Raw genomic sequence first — 15,566 nt, forward strand, 5'->3', positions numbered from 1 at the left:
TAATAAGGTATTTTTGTTTAATACTACGATCAAAGTTTAGCAGCAACTAAAAGCAGCTTAGAATCTCTTTGTCGGTAGCAACCAGAGCTTATTTGTATAATTCTTTAAGCTTTTTTCATTTAATTCAACTTTTAACAAATTTGAATATCTCTACCAACCATTCTTTAGCAATTTTTTCTCTGTCGTTTTCATTTAATTCAACAATTCCCTGATTTTCTTCACCTGAAATGTCTTTTTGTAGTATAACTGCCATTTCAGCCTGTGTTAATTGAACGTAGGAAGCTAATGTTGATATAGAGTATGTGAAATTAATTGCGTCCCCTGAATTTGCTAGAATAATAGTCCTATTGCTTTTAGTTTTTAAAATTTTATACCCACCATTGTGTCCATAGCGGGGTAATTTGTTGATCATTTGACTATTTTTAAAAGTATCGTCCGCTGAAGTTACAGAAAAGCTATATAAAGTATGTTTCAAATCCAATTTTTTTAGTTGAAGAGTATCAATAGACTTCTCTCCATTAGCTATATACACAATATCAACGTCAATTAGCTCAGTATATATATCATTAGTTATTTGGTACCCATGGGCTAATGCGTTAGCTAATCGTATTGCCCTTTTATCAGAAACTGTGACTATTGCACCACGTTTTCTTAAATTACCCGCTATACTGGAGCCAACTTTACCATAGCCAATAACTAGTACTTTCTTGCCTAAAAGCGTCGTTCCATAATCTGCTAAAAAGATTTCGGATTTGACTACAATCTCATGTCCAACCAAAAAATCTTCCTCAATTTTTAAAGAACTTCTTGCCACTGATAGTATTGGGACTGATATTGAATTATTGGACAGCTTATCTTCATACTTTTGGTAGCCATTTTCCGTATCCTCGATTATTTTAACCAATTGACCTTTAAACTGTTTCTGAATGTCACTTAATCTTGGTACAAAATACCCACCAATATCAATAATTGCAAACGTGTCCTGTCCGACAATTTTCTTTATCAAGTTAGGTGTATCAACGCCTGCTAATTCTTTCCTAGAAACATCTAATATTGTACAAGTTTTTGATAAATGTTTAAGGACTTTACGATCGATACTTTTGGGCTTGGGTATAAAGTACACTTCGTAGTGTTCACATAAATAGTCTATAAAATCCAAACTGTTAATCACAGCGTGCTCTACGACAGGATTTTTTGGGGATCAGACTGTCCTTTATTAAAAAGCGCAGCGACTTTTTCGAAATACGATTTATCTAATAGATACTCATTATGTCTCATCTTTTACACCTGTTTCCATTTGGAATTCAGATAAGAAATCACGCATATACTTTGTTCGACGACTGGCTTCTTGCTTTCCCATTCTGGTATTCATTGAACTTGCTAATTTCAGTAGCTTTTCATAAAAGTGATTGATGGTTGTACTTTTGTGATGGCGATAATCATCGTGTGTTTTGATTTCCTTCACTGATATTTTGGGATCGTATATTTCCTGTCCAGCGTGCCCGCCGTAAGCAAATGCACGTGCTATGCCGATTGCACCTAGTGCATCAAGTCTATCAGCGTCCTGAACACATTTACCTTCGTTAGAAAGCTGGTAATGGTGTTCAATGTTGTCAGAATATGACATATGTTGGATAATATCTAAAATGTCTTCTCTAGCCGGAGTTGCAATATTCTCATGGCTAAGTATAATTCGTACTTCTCTCAGTCTATTCTTTTTATCTGCAGTGACTTTTTCGTCTATGGTGTCATGCAAATAGCTAGCTGCTTTCACAACATACAGACCAATATCAGTTTCATCTTTTTTAAAATCTTCTGTATATATTTTTTGAGCTAACTTAGCCACTCTTTGGGCATGAAGAAAATCATGCCCAGTTGGATCAAAGGCCATATTTTCTTTAGAAAATGATTTTATATCATCTAAACTCATTACTCTTTATCTCCTTTAATTACTTTATTTCGTAAAGCTATCAAGCATAGAGAAATTGTGAATACGGCAACAAAAAACAAAATCAAGAAATTGATTGCTAACCCCCATTTTGTCCCTGAAATTACACTCCCTTGTTGTTTCTGCAATAAAGAAACAATAGAGGACGATATTGCAATTCCAACTGCTCCTGAATAAGCTTGAACCGTCATATAAATCGAATTACCATCATTTACTAACCCAGCAGGTAATTGAGACAAACTATAGGTCATGATGTTACTGTAGCTAAAGCTCAATCCCACCATAAAAAGCATATATATTAAAACCAGCCCGCCAATACTTGGTGTAAATAGGTTGGCGCCCAAAAAGGTCAGTCCAATGATTATACAGCCACTTATAATGGGTAAGCGGGGTGCAGTTTTATCGTAAATAATACCAGCAACCACCGATAGCACTGCATCAATCACAGCGGCAGGAGCAATTAGAAAACCTACCAAACCAGGTGACTGGGCAAAAAGTATTTGTAGCACATTAGGGATTAAGTATGACATACTCAAAGAACTGAATTGCAATAGAAAAAAAGCACTTAACAACTGCAAAAAGCGTTTGTTTTTAAAGAGACTTAATTCCAATAATTTATGGCTCTTATGCTTCTCATTAAGAAGGAAAAGTAAGCCACTAAAAAAAGCTGTTCCTAGTAAAAACAAATACAATTTAAAAGAGCTACTGTTAGCAGTCAAGTTAGCAATAAACATCAACGTCGTTGTCAAAAAAATGGCCAAGAAAATGCCCCCACGGACATCAAAGGGAACGTAATGAACCGGTGAACTTTGTTCAATGCTAAGCTCACCAAGCAGCCAGGTAACCATAATAATTGGTATTAAAATTATAAATAGAAAATGCCAATTTAATGTGTCCTGAATTATGCCACCATATATGGGCCCCACTGCTGGTGCAAAGGCAATAACTAAGCTACCTATCCCCATAAAAGTGCCAACTTTTTTCTTTGGCACTTGATCTAGTACGACAGCAAACATCAACGGTAACGCGATTCCATCAGCAATGCCTTGACATAAGCGGCCTAGCAAAACTAAATTAAAGCTGTTGGAAAAGCTTGCAATCAACGTACCGACTAAAAAGCTTAAGCACGAAACTCTAAATAAAGTTACCACACGAAACCGTCTTAAAAAGAATGAACCCAATGGAATCAAACTAGTTGAGACTAGCATATATCCAGTAGTCAACCATTGAACTTGACTGATAGGTATAGAAAAATACGTTGTTAATTGTGGGAAGGTTATGTTTAACGCTGTTTCAACCACTATTCCTAAAAAGCTTAAAAGACCAATCGAAATTATTGCGCTCAATAGTTTGTTGTGTTTCTCTTGAACCAAGAATTGCACCTTCCAAACACTACATGTAGTTTTTTCATCACATATTATACCACTATATATGGTTCTTAGGCCGTTGCTCCTACATATTTTCAAAAACGAACAATTGTTTCTCTAGCCTTTGAGAAACTACACTTAAAATAGTCGCAAGTCCGTTATAGGCATGCTATAATGTAGACAGAAAAAGGAAGCCCCGCTAGAACAGGACTTCCCATGTAGAACCGTTTAAGACGGTGGCAAAGTTTAATAATAGATTAAATAATCCGTTAGCCCTGCCAAAAGCTAAGACGGATTATTTTTTTGCTGACTTTTGATCAGCTCAACAATTAATGCGATTAAGGCCACGATAAATGTACCGAAAGCTAGCATTAATTGTAAAGCGTCCGCAACGGACACTTAGGCTACTCCTTTCGTTAGGATTTATGGGCTTTAAGGGTTTAACACCATAAGCACCACCTCCGATCGGAAATAGCCACCGCCTTAACTTCTCTACAAACTTTAATTATACAGGCAAACTAGGAATCTACCAAGCATGTAAGTAATTACAAAGGGTTATTATTATGGAGGCAAAACATGAACATATCTGAACTATCTGAAATTCTGAAATCAAATCAACACGAAACTGACACTTACGATTTTAAAGAACGCTGGGAGAACACAAATAGTGAACTTCTAAAAGATATTCTAAGTTTTGCTAACACAGCTCACCATAAAGATTGCTATTTGATATATGGAATCGATGATAGTAAACACGTTGTTGGCATAACTGATGAAGATAAAAACCAAAAGAACCAACAAATGATCACCGATTTTTTAACACACGTTCATTTTGCCAATGATTCCATTCCAAACGTTATATTCAATAAACTACCTGTTGATGGCAAAATAGTGAATATTCTTACAATCAAAGATAGTGATCAAGTCCCCTTTTATTTAGCAGACGATTTTAAGGGAAAGGGAAGGCCAATTAGCAAGGGGACTATATTCTTCAGAGATAAAGATTCTGATTTTGGATTTCAATCTGTTCCTCCTTACAAAACTATGGAAAAATTGTGGCAGAAACATTTCCACCTCGATTTAAAACCCAAAGATCGTTTCCCGTACTTATTAGATGACATTTGTAATTGGTCATGGCATGATGGTGACCCAGAAAAGTTTGTTTATAATATAGATCCCAATTTTTGCATTGAGATAGAAGAAAGGGAAGACCAAGAAACTTCTATACAGGTTGAAAGCTTTAGCGTAAACTTACCCAATCCCCAAATATTCTGGTCTTCTGTTTCATTAAAATATAATCAACAAGATGTAATGAATCCTTTAACAGGCATGTCTTTAGATGGTGGTAGGGGATTTGTAATTTATCCTGAAATTTCTAAAATAAAGGATTTATATTACTATTATTATTTTGCCAATAGCCTTAGAGAAAAAGTAGGTAATGTCGTTAACTATCAAAAACGACATGCTACAGGTACATTTACGATCGATGACTATTTTAATTCTATAGTACAGTATAGCGATGACAAACAAAAACAACTAATCGAATCGGAAATAGAAAGCAAAAAAATTGATTTTTCTCCAAAAGATAAAGAAGTAAAAGAGCTAAACAAACATTTAACAACCACGTTCGGTAAAAAATATGTGGAAAGGCACACTTTTTCGTCTATGATCAGTCAAATAAAGTTAACTCGATATATAAATAAAACAATAAATAAATGAAGGCTATGCGTTAACCTGCGGAGGTTAAACTAGTTTCCTAATTGATAATCAAAAACGATAGTCTTTAATAAATGAGGGAATCGTCGATTCAATTCTGCTTGTCGTAAGGTTAGATAACTATGAACACCTGAATGTCTAATTGAGATTAAACCATTTAGTCGTAGATTCCTATAATGTTGTGACAAGTTGCTTTTCTTGCCTAGGTCACTAAAAATTTCACAGGAACATTCTTGGTTTTCTTTAAATAGTGTGGATACAATTTTTATCCGAGTGGGGTCACTTAGTGATTTCAATATTTGAGTAAGGGTTAATTTGTCGATGTCAGCGTTAGTAAAAACAGTATCTGTCACCTTCTTGTCACTTCCCATTAAGATAATTTACTTTTCAATTGTTTAGTATATACTAAACAATTGAAAGAAGGAACTGCTATGAACCAAAAATTAGAAATAATTGAACATTACTTTAAACTATCAGATTTAGCTTCTAGTGATCACCAAGCATTAAACGAAATCATCAATTTATTTTCCAATGATGCTGTTGTTGAGGGAGCTAATGGGGTTGTTGCTGATAATACAGCTAAGATTGCTAGTTTCTTTGAGAACTTTTTTAAAGATAATCAGGAACTACGCCATTTATGTTGTATCAGTCCTAATAACGATGAATACAAGACTGAATGGGTTGTTGCCGGTCGCAAAAGGAATGGTAAATTATTTGCGCTTCATGGCTTTGATCAATACCAATTTAGCCAACAAAATAAAATAAGCTTTTTGAAAGTTGAAATTAGTAAGTAGAAAATCAAAGTGGCCACTAGGGTATACCCTAGTGGTCTTTTTTATTTCTGTGCTATACTAGGCATTACAAGTGTTCATTAGAACTGTCCAAAAGGAGAATTGGAAATGGCTAAAATCGGTTATGCGCGTGTGAGTTCCAAGGAGCAACATTTAGATCGACAGTTAGCGGCTTTAAAAGACGTTGATAAATTATTTACGGATAAATTAAGTGGGGCTAACACTAATCGGCCAGAACTGCAAAAAATGCTGGCCTATATTCGTGAGGGTGATATTGTAATGGTCACGGAATTAGATCGCTTGGGACGGAATAATCAAGACTTAACTAAGATTATGAACACCATCCAAGCCAACGGTTACTAAAGTAGTTAAGATGACCCAAACTGGTCATCACCAAACTTGGTTTGATCGATTGGTGGCTTGGTTCAAATAATTGCTAATCTGAGGGTTCAGCACGTATACTAAAGATATTAAGGAATGACCGATGGCCAAAATAGGAGGAATCAACATGGCTGATAATGTGTTAATGGCCTATCATATTGTGCATGATCCTGATGAGCGGGCAAAACATGTTTTGAATACAAAAAAGTTGTATAAGTGGCGGATTACCGAAAAGACGAAGGGCACCCCGGTAGTTGGTAATGTGGCGTTAGTCCAAACCCAGTTTGCGAAGCGTACCCCAGTTATGATTTATGCGACAAAGGAAGTTGCCAATGATTTAAGTGACTTACAACCAGTTAAAGCATTTACGAACAATCGTGATCAAGAGACGGTTAATCAAACGTTTGATGACCTGATGAAATAACTTAATGGCCCGTACCAACTATTATTCCACGTTGGTATGGGCCACATTTTAAGCTCATAAAAGTAGCCCAATGTTTAATATAAATGTTGTAGCAAATGTAGTTCAAAAAATTGATTATGAATATGAAATTACTATAAAAAATAAGGGGAAAATTCTAGAAGAGCTAGATAATATTGGTATAAATAGAAAATTCATATATCCGGACCCAGATAATATAGCTCAGTATATTAAAGAAAAAAACAGGTTATAGTTTGAATTATCTACAACTATATTAGACCCGGTTTGTAAAATTAAGTTAGAAATTTAAAAAGCCATTTGTGATAGACTTTTGAGTGTCAAAATCAAAAGAAAGGCTGATCACAAATGACCTATACTCATCTTACCATAGACGAACTTGCCACAATTTATTCTTTTTGGAAACTCGGTAAAAAGGCTTATCTAGTGGCCCCAGCGCTCCATCGGAGTGCTGAAACTGTGTATCGTATTTATCGGTTTCTTGACGCTGGCGGTACGATTATTGATTACCAATGCCACTATCGAAAGCATAAACAACATTGTGGGCGTAAACCAATTCAACTACGCCCACCGGTCAACTTTTTAATGGCTTACGATCTGTCAACAAAGCAATCGGCGACAGAATCAAGACAATCACCGCTCCTACTAAGTAGGTATGACTGAAGGCCTGGCTGATTTGTCGATTCTTAGTATGCTTAATTTTTCTCAAAGCTGTCGTTAAAGCTTCTTTTTGTGCCAATTGTTTGAGACCTACTAACAATTTTTTCTGGCCCTTGCTTATTTTCTGATTACCCAAATTAATTTTTTGAGAAGCTACTGATAGTTTAGATATAGCGGTATTTTGATTTTCTAACTTGGTTAAGGTAAGTGCTAGTTGCTGGTTGCCCGCTTTTAAGTTGTCAGTAGCTAGTGCTAGCTTCTTCTGGGCTTGATAGACCTGGTGAAGATCGGTTTCCTTTTGGGGCTGTGGTAAATCAACTTGAGATTTGGCCGCTTGTTTAAGGGCACGTCTTAGGTTCGTCTGTTTGTTTTTAGTTGTCAATTTGGCTGATCCAGTAGTGGAAAATAGGCTATTCAATTGTTGATGAGCCACTTTATTTACTTTTGGTGATAATTGCTGTCGATCAACAATTTGAATGGCATCTTGATGAATATGCTGCTTAGCTGTATTGACATTATTATCAAGGACCGTTACTAGAATTGCAATTCCTAAGCAGGTGCCAATTTGGCGCGCTGCGTTAACAATTCCCGAACCAATCCCACTTTTATTTTTTGGCAAATGCTTAACCGAGGCCACTAACGAAACCGAAGAGAACCCAAAACCAACACCGTTAATCACCAGAAAAGTAATGACAACAGCTTTAGGCGTTGTGGTAGTGATAAACGACAAGAGTAGTAAACTAGCTGCCATGACTAAGAGTCCAATCAAAGTAACCGGAACTGCGCCAACTTGATCAAATAACTTAGTTCCCAAAGGCATCGCTACCATGATTGTTAAGGAAACTGGAATAATAATTAGGGCTGCATGTAATGCTGTATCGTTCAGAACGTCTTGTAAAAAGTAATTTAAAATCAGGGTGGGGCTAACTAATGCAAAGCCGGTTAAAAAGTAAACTAAACTAGAAGCAGTTAGGGTTTTTTCACGGAACAAATCTAATTCAAGTAGTGGGTGTTTGACTTTACTTTCGATAAAGATGAATAATCCAATAGCTAATACGCCGCCAATGAGTGTTCCTAAGATGATACCTGATTGCCAACCATATTGGCGGCCTTCTAGTAGGCCAAAGGTTAGGCCACCCAAGCCTAGTGTTAAAAGAATCGTTCCTGGTAAATCAATTCTCCCCGCCAAGGATTCGTCATATGATTCTCTTACCCCCATAGCTATAATTAGAAAGGCTACAATGGTTAAGGGGACATTAATGCCAAATACCCAGCGCCAAGAAGCATATTCAATAATCACACCACCAATCGGTGGCCCTCCGGCAGCGGCTAAAGCCGTTACCGCTCCCACAGCACTAGCAATTTTAGACATATACGCTTTGCCAAATATTTCAATTCCCATTGGTAAGACAATCGGGGTAATAATGGCACCGCCTAATCCTTGAAAAAATCGAAAAACAATCAATTCTGGTAACGACGTTGCCAGCATACAAGCCGCAGAAAAGCTGCCAAATAAGGCTAATCCTAATAACATAATTTTTTTACGACCATAACGATCGGCAATCTTTGAACCAGTGATCATAAACACGGCTAAGGCTAACATATAGATAGTGGCAACCCAACTTGTATCAGTTAGACTGGCATTGAAATGGCTCATAATTTTGGGTAAAGCAATGTTGACGATAGTACTGTCTAAGGTGCCCATAAACATCGCAATGGTTAACCCGATAAAACTGATAATTTTAGTAGCTTTTGACATCTATCAAACGCTCCTTTCGGTAACAGATGAATACAAAGGAAACATTTGTTACCTTTATTTGCGACTTTTAGTATAATTAGTCCTAAGCATAAGGTAGATTGCAAATTTAATCCGAATTTTTGGACAAATTGGTCAGCATAACCTGATACGGTGTTTGCCAGTCGAGTATTTTAAGCGGTCGCTGGTTAATTTGGAGTAACGTCGTCGTTAAATCTTGAGCACTAATGTGCTCAAAACGAGTCCCCTTAGGATAAAAATAACGTAAATTCCGATTAAAGCGTTCATTACTACCACGTTCAGCTGGCGTATAAGCATGACAGTAATAGGTCTTAATACCATATTGTGATTCAAATGATACTAGCCCACTAAACTCAGTACCACGGTCCACAGTAAAACTGTGCACCGGTCCATTAAAAGTTGTTAGGAACTTAGTCAGTGCTTCATTAACACTCGCTGTCGTTCGATCTTTTAACCGGTATGCCCAAAGGAACCGTGATTTTCGATCGATTAAAGTTAATAAAACTGCCTTACTATGCCCACGAGGACCAACGACTGTATCTAGTTCAAAATCGCCGATGCGATTACGTTGATTAATCATCATGGGACGCTGTTCAATTGATCGCCCCAAAGATTGATTATATTTGGATCGTTGGTCAACGTTACGCCGTTGGCGTACGCCATGTTCAGGTAGATCATTCAAGGAGAAATCAATTCTCCCCTGATTTAGCCAATTATAAATAGATTTAGTAGCTAGTTTAAATTCGTGAGCAATCATTCCTGGTGACCAGCTTAGACGTAAATGGTTGAGAATTTTTTGCTTTAACTCATCGCTCAGCTTAGTTTTCCGACCACATCGTGATCGCTTGTATTCGGCATCTGTTTGTGCTAATTCAGCCTGATAAGGTTGACATCGAGATAATTCATAAGAAATTGTTGACGGTGATCGGTTCAGCCGAACGCCCATTTGGATATTGGACAGCCCTAGTTCACAAAAGGTTTCGATTTTAATTCGTTCGGAATAGGTTATACTAGACAAAAGATCAGCTCCTAAAAGATGGGTTTGTGGTAAACACCATTTTAAAGGAAGCTGATCTTTTTTGTCCGAACAGCGTTCGGATTAATTTTACAATCTACCATAAAAACAATCCTTATTGGCTAAGTGCTACAGATTGCTATAATTTGTTACCGATAGTAGAGGAGATGTTAATAAAATGAACGGAAAGCAGCGTATGGTTGAGCAGTCTAAGCAATGGTTATGTGACGCCCTTATAAATTTAATGACGAAAGAGAACTTTCAGGATATTTCTATTACTGAAATTGCCCAAACCGCTGAATTATCGCGAAAAACGTTCTATCATTCTTTTAAAAATAAAGAAGCGGTTATTAATTACTTGTGTGATCAGTTGTTCGACCAGTACTTTGAACAATTGCTCCAGCAGAAACCACAGGTAGGGGAAATGATGTTAAAAACTACTTTTGACATTTTTTTAAATTTTTGGTGGCAAAAACGAGATTTAATTCAATTATTGATCCGCCAAGGCTTATTTGATCACATGAATGAAATTTGGCAGCAAAAAGCAATCCCCCGTTATCAACAGTTTGCAGCTCCTTGGCATGTTCAGGGCACTCCTACCCAAGTGAATTATGTGATGGCTTTTCAACTAGGTGGTTTTACCAATATTCTACGTGTCTGGTTAGGCCAAGATCAGCCTGAGTCACCAGAACAAATTAAGGATTTAATGTTGTTGGCTGCCCAGCAATTAGCTGATAGTTTGAATACAAACTAGATTAGTTAGACAGAAACAATCAGGATTTAACTAAGATTATGAATACCATTCAAAATGAGGGGCATGAGTGATGTCGATGTTGCCCGTAATACAGGAATTAAACGGACAACCTTTATAAGGTATTGAAAGAAATTTAATGTTAACAGATAATAGGTATGCTCCTACGTCAAGTTTTGGTACTAAAAAAATTAGCCGTTTATCCTAATTCTTTCGGTGTTATACCAGTTAATGTAATTTTCAACTCTGAGGACTAAGAACGTGTTTGGATACTTTGACATTCGATTTGATTTTAGTTAAATTAGATCAAAAACAGGAGTTTTTAATCCATGAAAAGCTTTGCACACCATTATAGTAGCGACATCTCTCGTGAACAATTTGAACTAATCCGGACAGATCTAGAAGGCATACGTAAGCGGACTAAGCCAAGAAAGGTTGATTTATATGATATCTTTTGTGCCCTGCTTTATACCTTGAAAAATGGGTGCGTTTGGCGCGATTTACCCAGCGATTTTCCTAAATGGGAAACCGTCTATTATTACTGGTTACTTTGGACTAAAACGCCATCTCCTGCTGGTATCACTCCTCTGGATAAGGTTTTAAAAAAATTGTCAGCCAACATCGGTTGGCTCAGAAGCGTTCAGTTTATACATCGTTCATCATTCTAGATGCTCAAAGTGTCAAGAATACCGATCCTGCTGAAAGTAGCGGCTACGATGGTGGTAAAAAGGTGAGTGGGATTAAGCGCCATCTTGCTGTAGATATCAATGGGCTGCCGATGGCAGTCCATGTGACAACCGCCAATGTTTCTGAGCGTGATGGCGCCAATGCGCTACTGGCGTTAAACAAATCACAGTTTGACCTGGTTCAACGAGTAATGGCCGATGGTGGTTATACTGGTAACAACTTCGCTCAATCAGTTCAGGCAATGATTAACGCTGAAGTCATTATTGCTAAACAGAGTGACCTTAGGCACGGTCAAGTGACCCCGCAACGCTGGGTTATCGAACGCAGTTTTAGCTGGCTAGGAAAATATCGGCGCCTCTGGCGCAATTGTGAGCGAAAGCTGAACACCAGTAAGATGATGATTAGCTTAGCCTTCCTGCGAATACTCTTGAAAAGATTCTAAACACGTTCTAAGTCCTCAAAACTAGTAAAACGTGTTTGAAAAATAAATTCTCGTTTAAGTAGCGAATGGAAAGCTTCGAGCGGACCGTTATCATATGGATAACCTTGTTTGGAATATGAATGCCTAATCAGGTGCCGCTTTAACAGGCCTTCATAAGCAATACTGGTGTATTGTGAACCCATATCAGAGTGCAAAAAGGTTGGCTTAGAAGCCCTGCTCAAGGCTTGCAACAATGTCTTAATAATCAGTTTCGATGCCATCTCCTTGCCAATGTTGAAAGCGATGATTTGCTTACTAGCTTGGTCAAAGATGGTACTTAGATAAACCCAAGTGCCTGGTCTTAGTTCTAGGTAGGTTATGTCAGCACGCCAAATAGTTCCGATTAGATGGTTCTTAATCAAGTTAGGCCGTTGAGAATAATCTACATGGGTGCCTGGCTTCTTAAAACGCCGCCCCATTAGTGATCGAATGCCTAACTCCTGCATTAATCGGTAGACACGATTGGGGCCAATGACTACACCAAGTCTTCTCATGGCAATTGTGATCCGAGGGTACCCATAGGCTTTATAATTATTTTTCCAAATTTCAAAGATCTGGCTTTTTAAAATCGTATCTTGTTTATCATGACGACTTGTCTGATAGTGTTTCCAATGATAATACGTACTTTTAGAAAGCCCTAAGGCTTTCAAGATTATCCAGAGGCGGTGTTTACATAATTGTTCGTTGATAAAGTCTATGGCTTTAACTTTACCTAATGCCTTCCCAGTAACACCGCCGCTGCTTTTAAAATTTCATTTTCTTCTTTTAACTGCTGGTTTTCTTTCTGTAGTTGCTTGAAGGCTTCAACACTTGTTACGCCACCGTCAGGTAGTTCAACTAATTTGGCCCGCTTGATCCAATGACTGATGGTGGTTGGATGAACCCCATATTCATTGGCTAAGGATTTCTTTGAACGATTTTCATTGTGATAAAGCTTAACGATGTTGTTTTTAAATTCATCTGAATAATATTTCATAAAAAAACTCCTATTCTGATTTTTATCATTATGACACAAAATCTAATGATTTTGGTACCAAATTTCAGTATAGGAGCAGTATGACTAATTGTTGAAACCTATTTATACCACCAAATAAATACCTTTATGCGTTTTATGTATTCCGTTAGTACTACTTTTATCTTGATTTTGTGTTCTTAAAGTCGTATTATGTAGAAGAATAAGGTATTTGTTAAGTATTACCTTTATCTTTATATGTTAGGAGGAAAGTGTGTTATGCAAGTAATCAGTTTTATGGCTATCAAAGGTGGCGTTGGTAAAACCACAATGGCATTTCAGTTCGCCAAATTTTTACAAACACAAGATCAAAAAGTTTTGATGATCGATTTGGACGCACAGAAGAGTTTGACGGGCACTTTTGAAAATGAACATTTTAATTTCAGTGGAAAGCCCACCATTGCAGATGTCCTAGAAAAACCAAGCTCCGGGTTAATTGAGACACAAGTTCAGGATAATATCGCGATAATTCCATCAACTAGCAACCTGGAAGAAGTAGCAGATCGTTTAGCCTCAAAACCAAATAGAGAATTGCTATTATTTATGTGGTTTGTTAAAAATGCGCAAGAACTGAATCAAAAATATGACTACATAATTATCGACTTGCCACCAGCTTGGAACCTGTTAAGCAAAAATGGTGTAGCTGTAGCCGATAAAATCATTTCTCCAATGGAACCAAGTCGATTTGGGTATGAAAGTCATACAAAAGTATTGCAAAGTGTGGGAACTTTACAAGATGAAGTTGTTGATCCAGTTAGTGGTAAATCATATATTACTGCCAACGTATTCTTTTTAGGCAATCGAATCAAACACAATACTAATTCTTCTCACGAATTTTTATCAGCACTCAAACATATAGATAATGTCATTGGGGTTATCCCAGAAAAGGAATTAGTTAACGCTAGTATGCTTGCAAAGGAGGGCATACTAGAATATGCAACCCAGAATGACAAGTTGCATGAACAAGAGCCATTTCTCAAACTATTAAGTGACGTGTTTTCAGAAATCCAAAAACAGGGGAATGATTAACTTATGGCAAACAAATTTGAAAAGTTTTCAAGTACCAACAACGATTACCAAGTGGCTAGAGACATTCAGCAAAAAGATGCACTTAACGAAAAATTGAATTGGGAACGAAAAGTAAAGACAAGCTTCTCAATTCAACAAAAGAATATTGATCGTTTAGATGAAATGGTTAATCAGTTGAACGCAAAATCAAGATCAACCTTATTAGATACCATAATAGAAAATGCTTATAGAGACTTTCAAGAATAATTGAGTGGGGAAAATGATGAAATCACAAATAGTTGATAGCAATAACTGATACGAAGACCTTGTATCTGATCAACGGACTCAACGGACCGATGGGGGCTTGTAAAGTATACAAGACAGAATAAAGTTGCCGATAGGTAAGCGCTATGCTAGACTATGACTAATTTAACAACCGAATAAAGAGATCAAGCTAAACAGAAAAATCCCCGATTCATGAGGAATCAGGGATTTTGGGTTTAGCAAGTAGCTACACGACAGCTACTTAGATTCAGTCGATTTTAACTTGCCGGTCTAAATCGACTGAACATTGTTCTTAATTTGTAAGTTAATTATACCGCAAACCAGTCCCAAAGGACAAGTTAAGGATAGTTAAAAACAAATTAAAGTCAATGGACTAAGTAGCTAACTGAAGCTATTTAGTCCATTTTTGTTGTTAGAAATTAAAAAAAGTTGCCGACTGGGCAACTCACAAACAGACACATGCTGGTAAATTACAAAGCCTCAAGGCTAAATGAACGCCTTGTAATTCAGTTAGAGCATATCAGATTTGTATTGTAATGCAAGTCGAATGTTTTAGCAACTCTCTTTTGAGACAGCGTGTGTCAGTCAAGAAAGGGAGTTTTTATTATGACAAAATCAACAAATTTCAATTACTATGAAGCCGATAATGTATATGGAGCCTTATTTTTCCAGTTCCCTAAGGTATTAATGTATGGCGAGCAATACAAGCATTTAAGCAGTGACGCTAAATTGGCTTATATGGTACTGAAAGATCGGCTCGAGTATTCTTTGCGCAACCACTGGGTTGATGAAGATAATCATGTTTACTTTATTTTTACCGTTCAAGAATTACAGGACTTATTTAACTGTGCTACTGAAAAAGCCGTTAAAATTAAAAAAGAATTACAAACAGCCAATCTATTAAAACAAATTCAAATGGGATTTAATCCTAAAACGAAAAAGAATGAACCGAATCGTTTATACCTTTCCAAGCTCGATGTGAAAGCAACTGATGTCTATTTAAGGGGCGAATATGGACAAGAAACGTCGAAATCCCTTGCTACGAGCGGAATTTCGAAAATCGAAAGTCCGCATGACTTCGTTGGATCCCTTGCTACGAGCGGAATTTCGAAAATCGAAAGTCCGCATGACTTCGTTGACAATAGCTCTCAATCCCTTGCTACGAGCGGAATTTCGAAAATCGAAAGCAATCTATATAAAGACTCTAAAAACATAGATACTAATAGATACAATATAGATACTCAAAAG

16 protein-coding genes and 3 pseudogenes are annotated in these 15,566 nt (G+C 37.0%); 11 read left to right on the forward strand and 8 right to left on the reverse strand.

Translation table 11 applies throughout. The features are described 5' to 3' along the window. Nucleotides 1-124 precede the first annotated feature (124 nt). From RI501_RS13460 to RI501_RS13475, 4 genes are all read right to left on the reverse strand, one after another. On the reverse strand, nt 125-1,171 hold the full coding sequence (locus tag RI501_RS13460; RefSeq protein ID WP_313823606.1) for an S-adenosyl-L-homocysteine hydrolase: 1,047 nt from the start codon (nt 1,169-1,171) through the stop codon (nt 125-127). Nucleotides 1,172-1,267: 96 nt separating this feature from the next. Continuing rightward, a complete protein-coding gene (locus RI501_RS13465; RefSeq protein WP_047021679.1) occupies nt 1,268-1,930 on the reverse strand; it encodes an HD domain-containing protein in 663 nt (220 codons plus the stop codon). Next, nucleotides 1,930-3,321, reverse strand: a complete 1,392-nt coding sequence (locus RI501_RS13470; protein ID WP_047021678.1) for an MFS transporter — start codon at nt 3,319-3,321, stop codon at nt 1,930-1,932. The genes RI501_RS13465 and RI501_RS13470 overlap by 1 nt, the downstream gene beginning before the upstream one ends. Before the next feature lie 279 nt (nt 3,322-3,600). Further along, entirely contained in the window at nt 3,601-3,687 is an 87-nt protein-coding gene (locus RI501_RS13475) for a putative holin-like toxin (RefSeq protein ID WP_153152501.1), read from the reverse strand. Nucleotides 3,688-3,891: 204 nt separating this feature from the next. Here RI501_RS13475 and RI501_RS13480 point away from each other — a divergent pair, with 204 nt between their 5' ends. After that, nucleotides 3,892-5,034, forward strand: coding sequence for an AlbA family DNA-binding domain-containing protein (locus RI501_RS13480; protein WP_313823611.1), 1,143 nt, complete (start codon nt 3,892-3,894; stop codon nt 5,032-5,034). 29 nt (nt 5,035-5,063) lie between these two features. Here RI501_RS13480 and RI501_RS13485 read toward each other — a convergent pair whose 3' ends face one another. Then, nucleotides 5,064-5,402 carry an ArsR/SmtB family transcription factor gene (locus RI501_RS13485; protein ID WP_080952783.1) on the reverse strand — a complete coding sequence of 113 codons (339 nt, stop codon included), beginning with the start codon at nt 5,400-5,402 and terminating at the stop codon, nt 5,064-5,066. Between the two features lie 60 nt (nt 5,403-5,462). Here RI501_RS13485 and RI501_RS13490 point away from each other — a divergent pair, with 60 nt between their 5' ends. The 4 genes and pseudogenes from RI501_RS13490 to RI501_RS13805 form a co-directional block, all read left to right on the forward strand. Further along, nucleotides 5,463-5,825: a hypothetical protein gene (locus RI501_RS13490; RefSeq protein ID WP_047021676.1), complete on the forward strand. Its 363-nt coding sequence runs from the start codon at nt 5,463-5,465 to the stop codon at nt 5,823-5,825. A gap of 105 nt (nt 5,826-5,930) precedes the next feature. After that, nucleotides 5,931-6,179, forward strand: a pseudogene (locus tag RI501_RS13495) (recombinase family protein); the annotation flags it as partial. A 151-nt stretch (nt 6,180-6,330) separates the two neighbouring features. Beyond that, a complete protein-coding gene (locus tag RI501_RS13500) occupies nt 6,331-6,627 on the forward strand; it encodes a DUF5839 family protein (RefSeq protein WP_076661460.1) in 297 nt (98 codons plus the stop codon). Nucleotides 6,628-6,990: 363 nt separating this feature from the next. Then, nucleotides 6,991-7,212: pseudogene (locus RI501_RS13805) on the forward strand (IS30 family transposase); the annotation flags it as partial. A 4-nt stretch (nt 7,213-7,216) separates the two neighbouring features. Here RI501_RS13805 and RI501_RS13505 read toward each other — a convergent pair. Both RI501_RS13505 and RI501_RS13510 read right to left on the reverse strand, forming a co-directional pair. Next, nucleotides 7,217-9,061 carry an MDR family MFS transporter gene (locus tag RI501_RS13505; RefSeq protein ID WP_313823615.1) on the reverse strand — a complete coding sequence of 615 codons (1,845 nt, stop codon included), beginning with the start codon at nt 9,059-9,061 and terminating at the stop codon, nt 7,217-7,219. A gap of 106 nt (nt 9,062-9,167) precedes the next feature. Next, nucleotides 9,168-10,097: an IS30-like element ISLpl1 family transposase gene (locus RI501_RS13510; protein WP_313819825.1), complete on the reverse strand. Its 930-nt coding sequence runs from the start codon at nt 10,095-10,097 to the stop codon at nt 9,168-9,170. Between the two features lie 175 nt (nt 10,098-10,272). Between RI501_RS13510 and RI501_RS13515 the strand changes: the two genes are divergently transcribed. From RI501_RS13515 to RI501_RS13520, 3 genes and pseudogenes are all read left to right on the forward strand, one after another. Further along, on the forward strand, nt 10,273-10,848 hold the full coding sequence (locus RI501_RS13515; RefSeq protein WP_105923804.1) for a TetR/AcrR family transcriptional regulator: 576 nt from the start codon (nt 10,273-10,275) through the stop codon (nt 10,846-10,848). A 60-nt stretch (nt 10,849-10,908) separates the two neighbouring features. Further along, a pseudogene (locus RI501_RS13785) lies at nt 10,909-10,974 on the forward strand (recombinase family protein); the annotation flags it as partial. Between the two features lie 200 nt (nt 10,975-11,174). Further along, nucleotides 11,175-11,974, forward strand: a protein-coding gene (locus RI501_RS13520) for an IS5 family transposase (protein WP_088899809.1) whose coding sequence is annotated in 2 segments (ribosomal slippage) — nt 11,175-11,445 and nt 11,445-11,974 — 801 coding nt in all. Because the reading frame shifts where the segments join, the coding sequence is not laid out codon by codon here. On the opposite strand, the gene RI501_RS13525 is transcribed toward RI501_RS13520, so the two are convergent. Further along, nucleotides 11,971-12,989, reverse strand: a protein-coding gene (locus RI501_RS13525) for an IS3 family transposase (RefSeq protein ID WP_313823619.1) whose coding sequence is annotated in 2 segments (ribosomal slippage) — nt 11,971-12,752 and nt 12,752-12,989 — 1,020 coding nt in all. Because the reading frame shifts where the segments join, the coding sequence is not laid out codon by codon here. The genes RI501_RS13520 and RI501_RS13525 overlap by 4 nt on opposite strands. 255 nt (nt 12,990-13,244) lie before the next feature. Between RI501_RS13525 and RI501_RS13530 the strand changes: the two genes are divergently transcribed. From RI501_RS13530 to RI501_RS13540, 3 genes are all read left to right on the forward strand, one after another. Next, nucleotides 13,245-14,054, forward strand: a complete 810-nt coding sequence (locus RI501_RS13530) for a ParA family protein (RefSeq protein WP_033615103.1) — start codon at nt 13,245-13,247, stop codon at nt 14,052-14,054. Nucleotides 14,055-14,057: 3 nt separating this feature from the next. Continuing rightward, on the forward strand, nt 14,058-14,300 hold the full coding sequence (locus RI501_RS13535; protein ID WP_003590746.1) for a hypothetical protein: 243 nt from the start codon (nt 14,058-14,060) through the stop codon (nt 14,298-14,300). 624 nt (nt 14,301-14,924) lie between these two features. Beyond that, a partial coding sequence (locus RI501_RS13540) for a replication initiator protein A (protein WP_313823622.1) occupies nt 14,925-15,566 on the forward strand: 642 nt, incomplete at its 3' end.

The organism is Levilactobacillus zymae, from assembly GCF_032190635.1.
Classification (GTDB): Bacteria; Bacillota; Bacilli; order Lactobacillales; family Lactobacillaceae; genus Levilactobacillus; species Levilactobacillus zymae_A.

Coding starts and splice junctions, on each gene's coding strand:
- RI501_RS13535 (WP_003590746.1), top strand. CDS start 14,058: ATGGCAAACAAATTTGAAAAGTTTTCAAGTACCAACAACGATTACCAA.
- RI501_RS13530 (WP_033615103.1), top strand. CDS start 13,245: ATGCAAGTAATCAGTTTTATGGCTATCAAAGGTGGCGTTGGTAAAACC.
- RI501_RS13515 (WP_105923804.1), top strand. CDS start 10,273: ATGAACGGAAAGCAGCGTATGGTTGAGCAGTCTAAGCAATGGTTATGT.
- RI501_RS13490 (WP_047021676.1), top strand. CDS start 5,463: ATGAACCAAAAATTAGAAATAATTGAACATTACTTTAAACTATCAGAT.
- RI501_RS13505 (WP_313823615.1), bottom strand. CDS start 9,061: ATGTCAAAAGCTACTAAAATTATCAGTTTTATCGGGTTAACCATTGCG.
- RI501_RS13500 (WP_076661460.1), top strand. CDS start 6,331: ATGGCTGATAATGTGTTAATGGCCTATCATATTGTGCATGATCCTGAT.
- RI501_RS13475 (WP_153152501.1), bottom strand. CDS start 3,687: ATGCTAGCTTTCGGTACATTTATCGTGGCCTTAATCGCATTAATTGTT.
- RI501_RS13485 (WP_080952783.1), bottom strand. CDS start 5,402: ATGGGAAGTGACAAGAAGGTGACAGATACTGTTTTTACTAACGCTGAC.
- RI501_RS13465 (WP_047021679.1), bottom strand. CDS start 1,930: ATGAGTTTAGATGATATAAAATCATTTTCTAAAGAAAATATGGCCTTT.
- RI501_RS13480 (WP_313823611.1), top strand. CDS start 3,892: ATGAACATATCTGAACTATCTGAAATTCTGAAATCAAATCAACACGAA.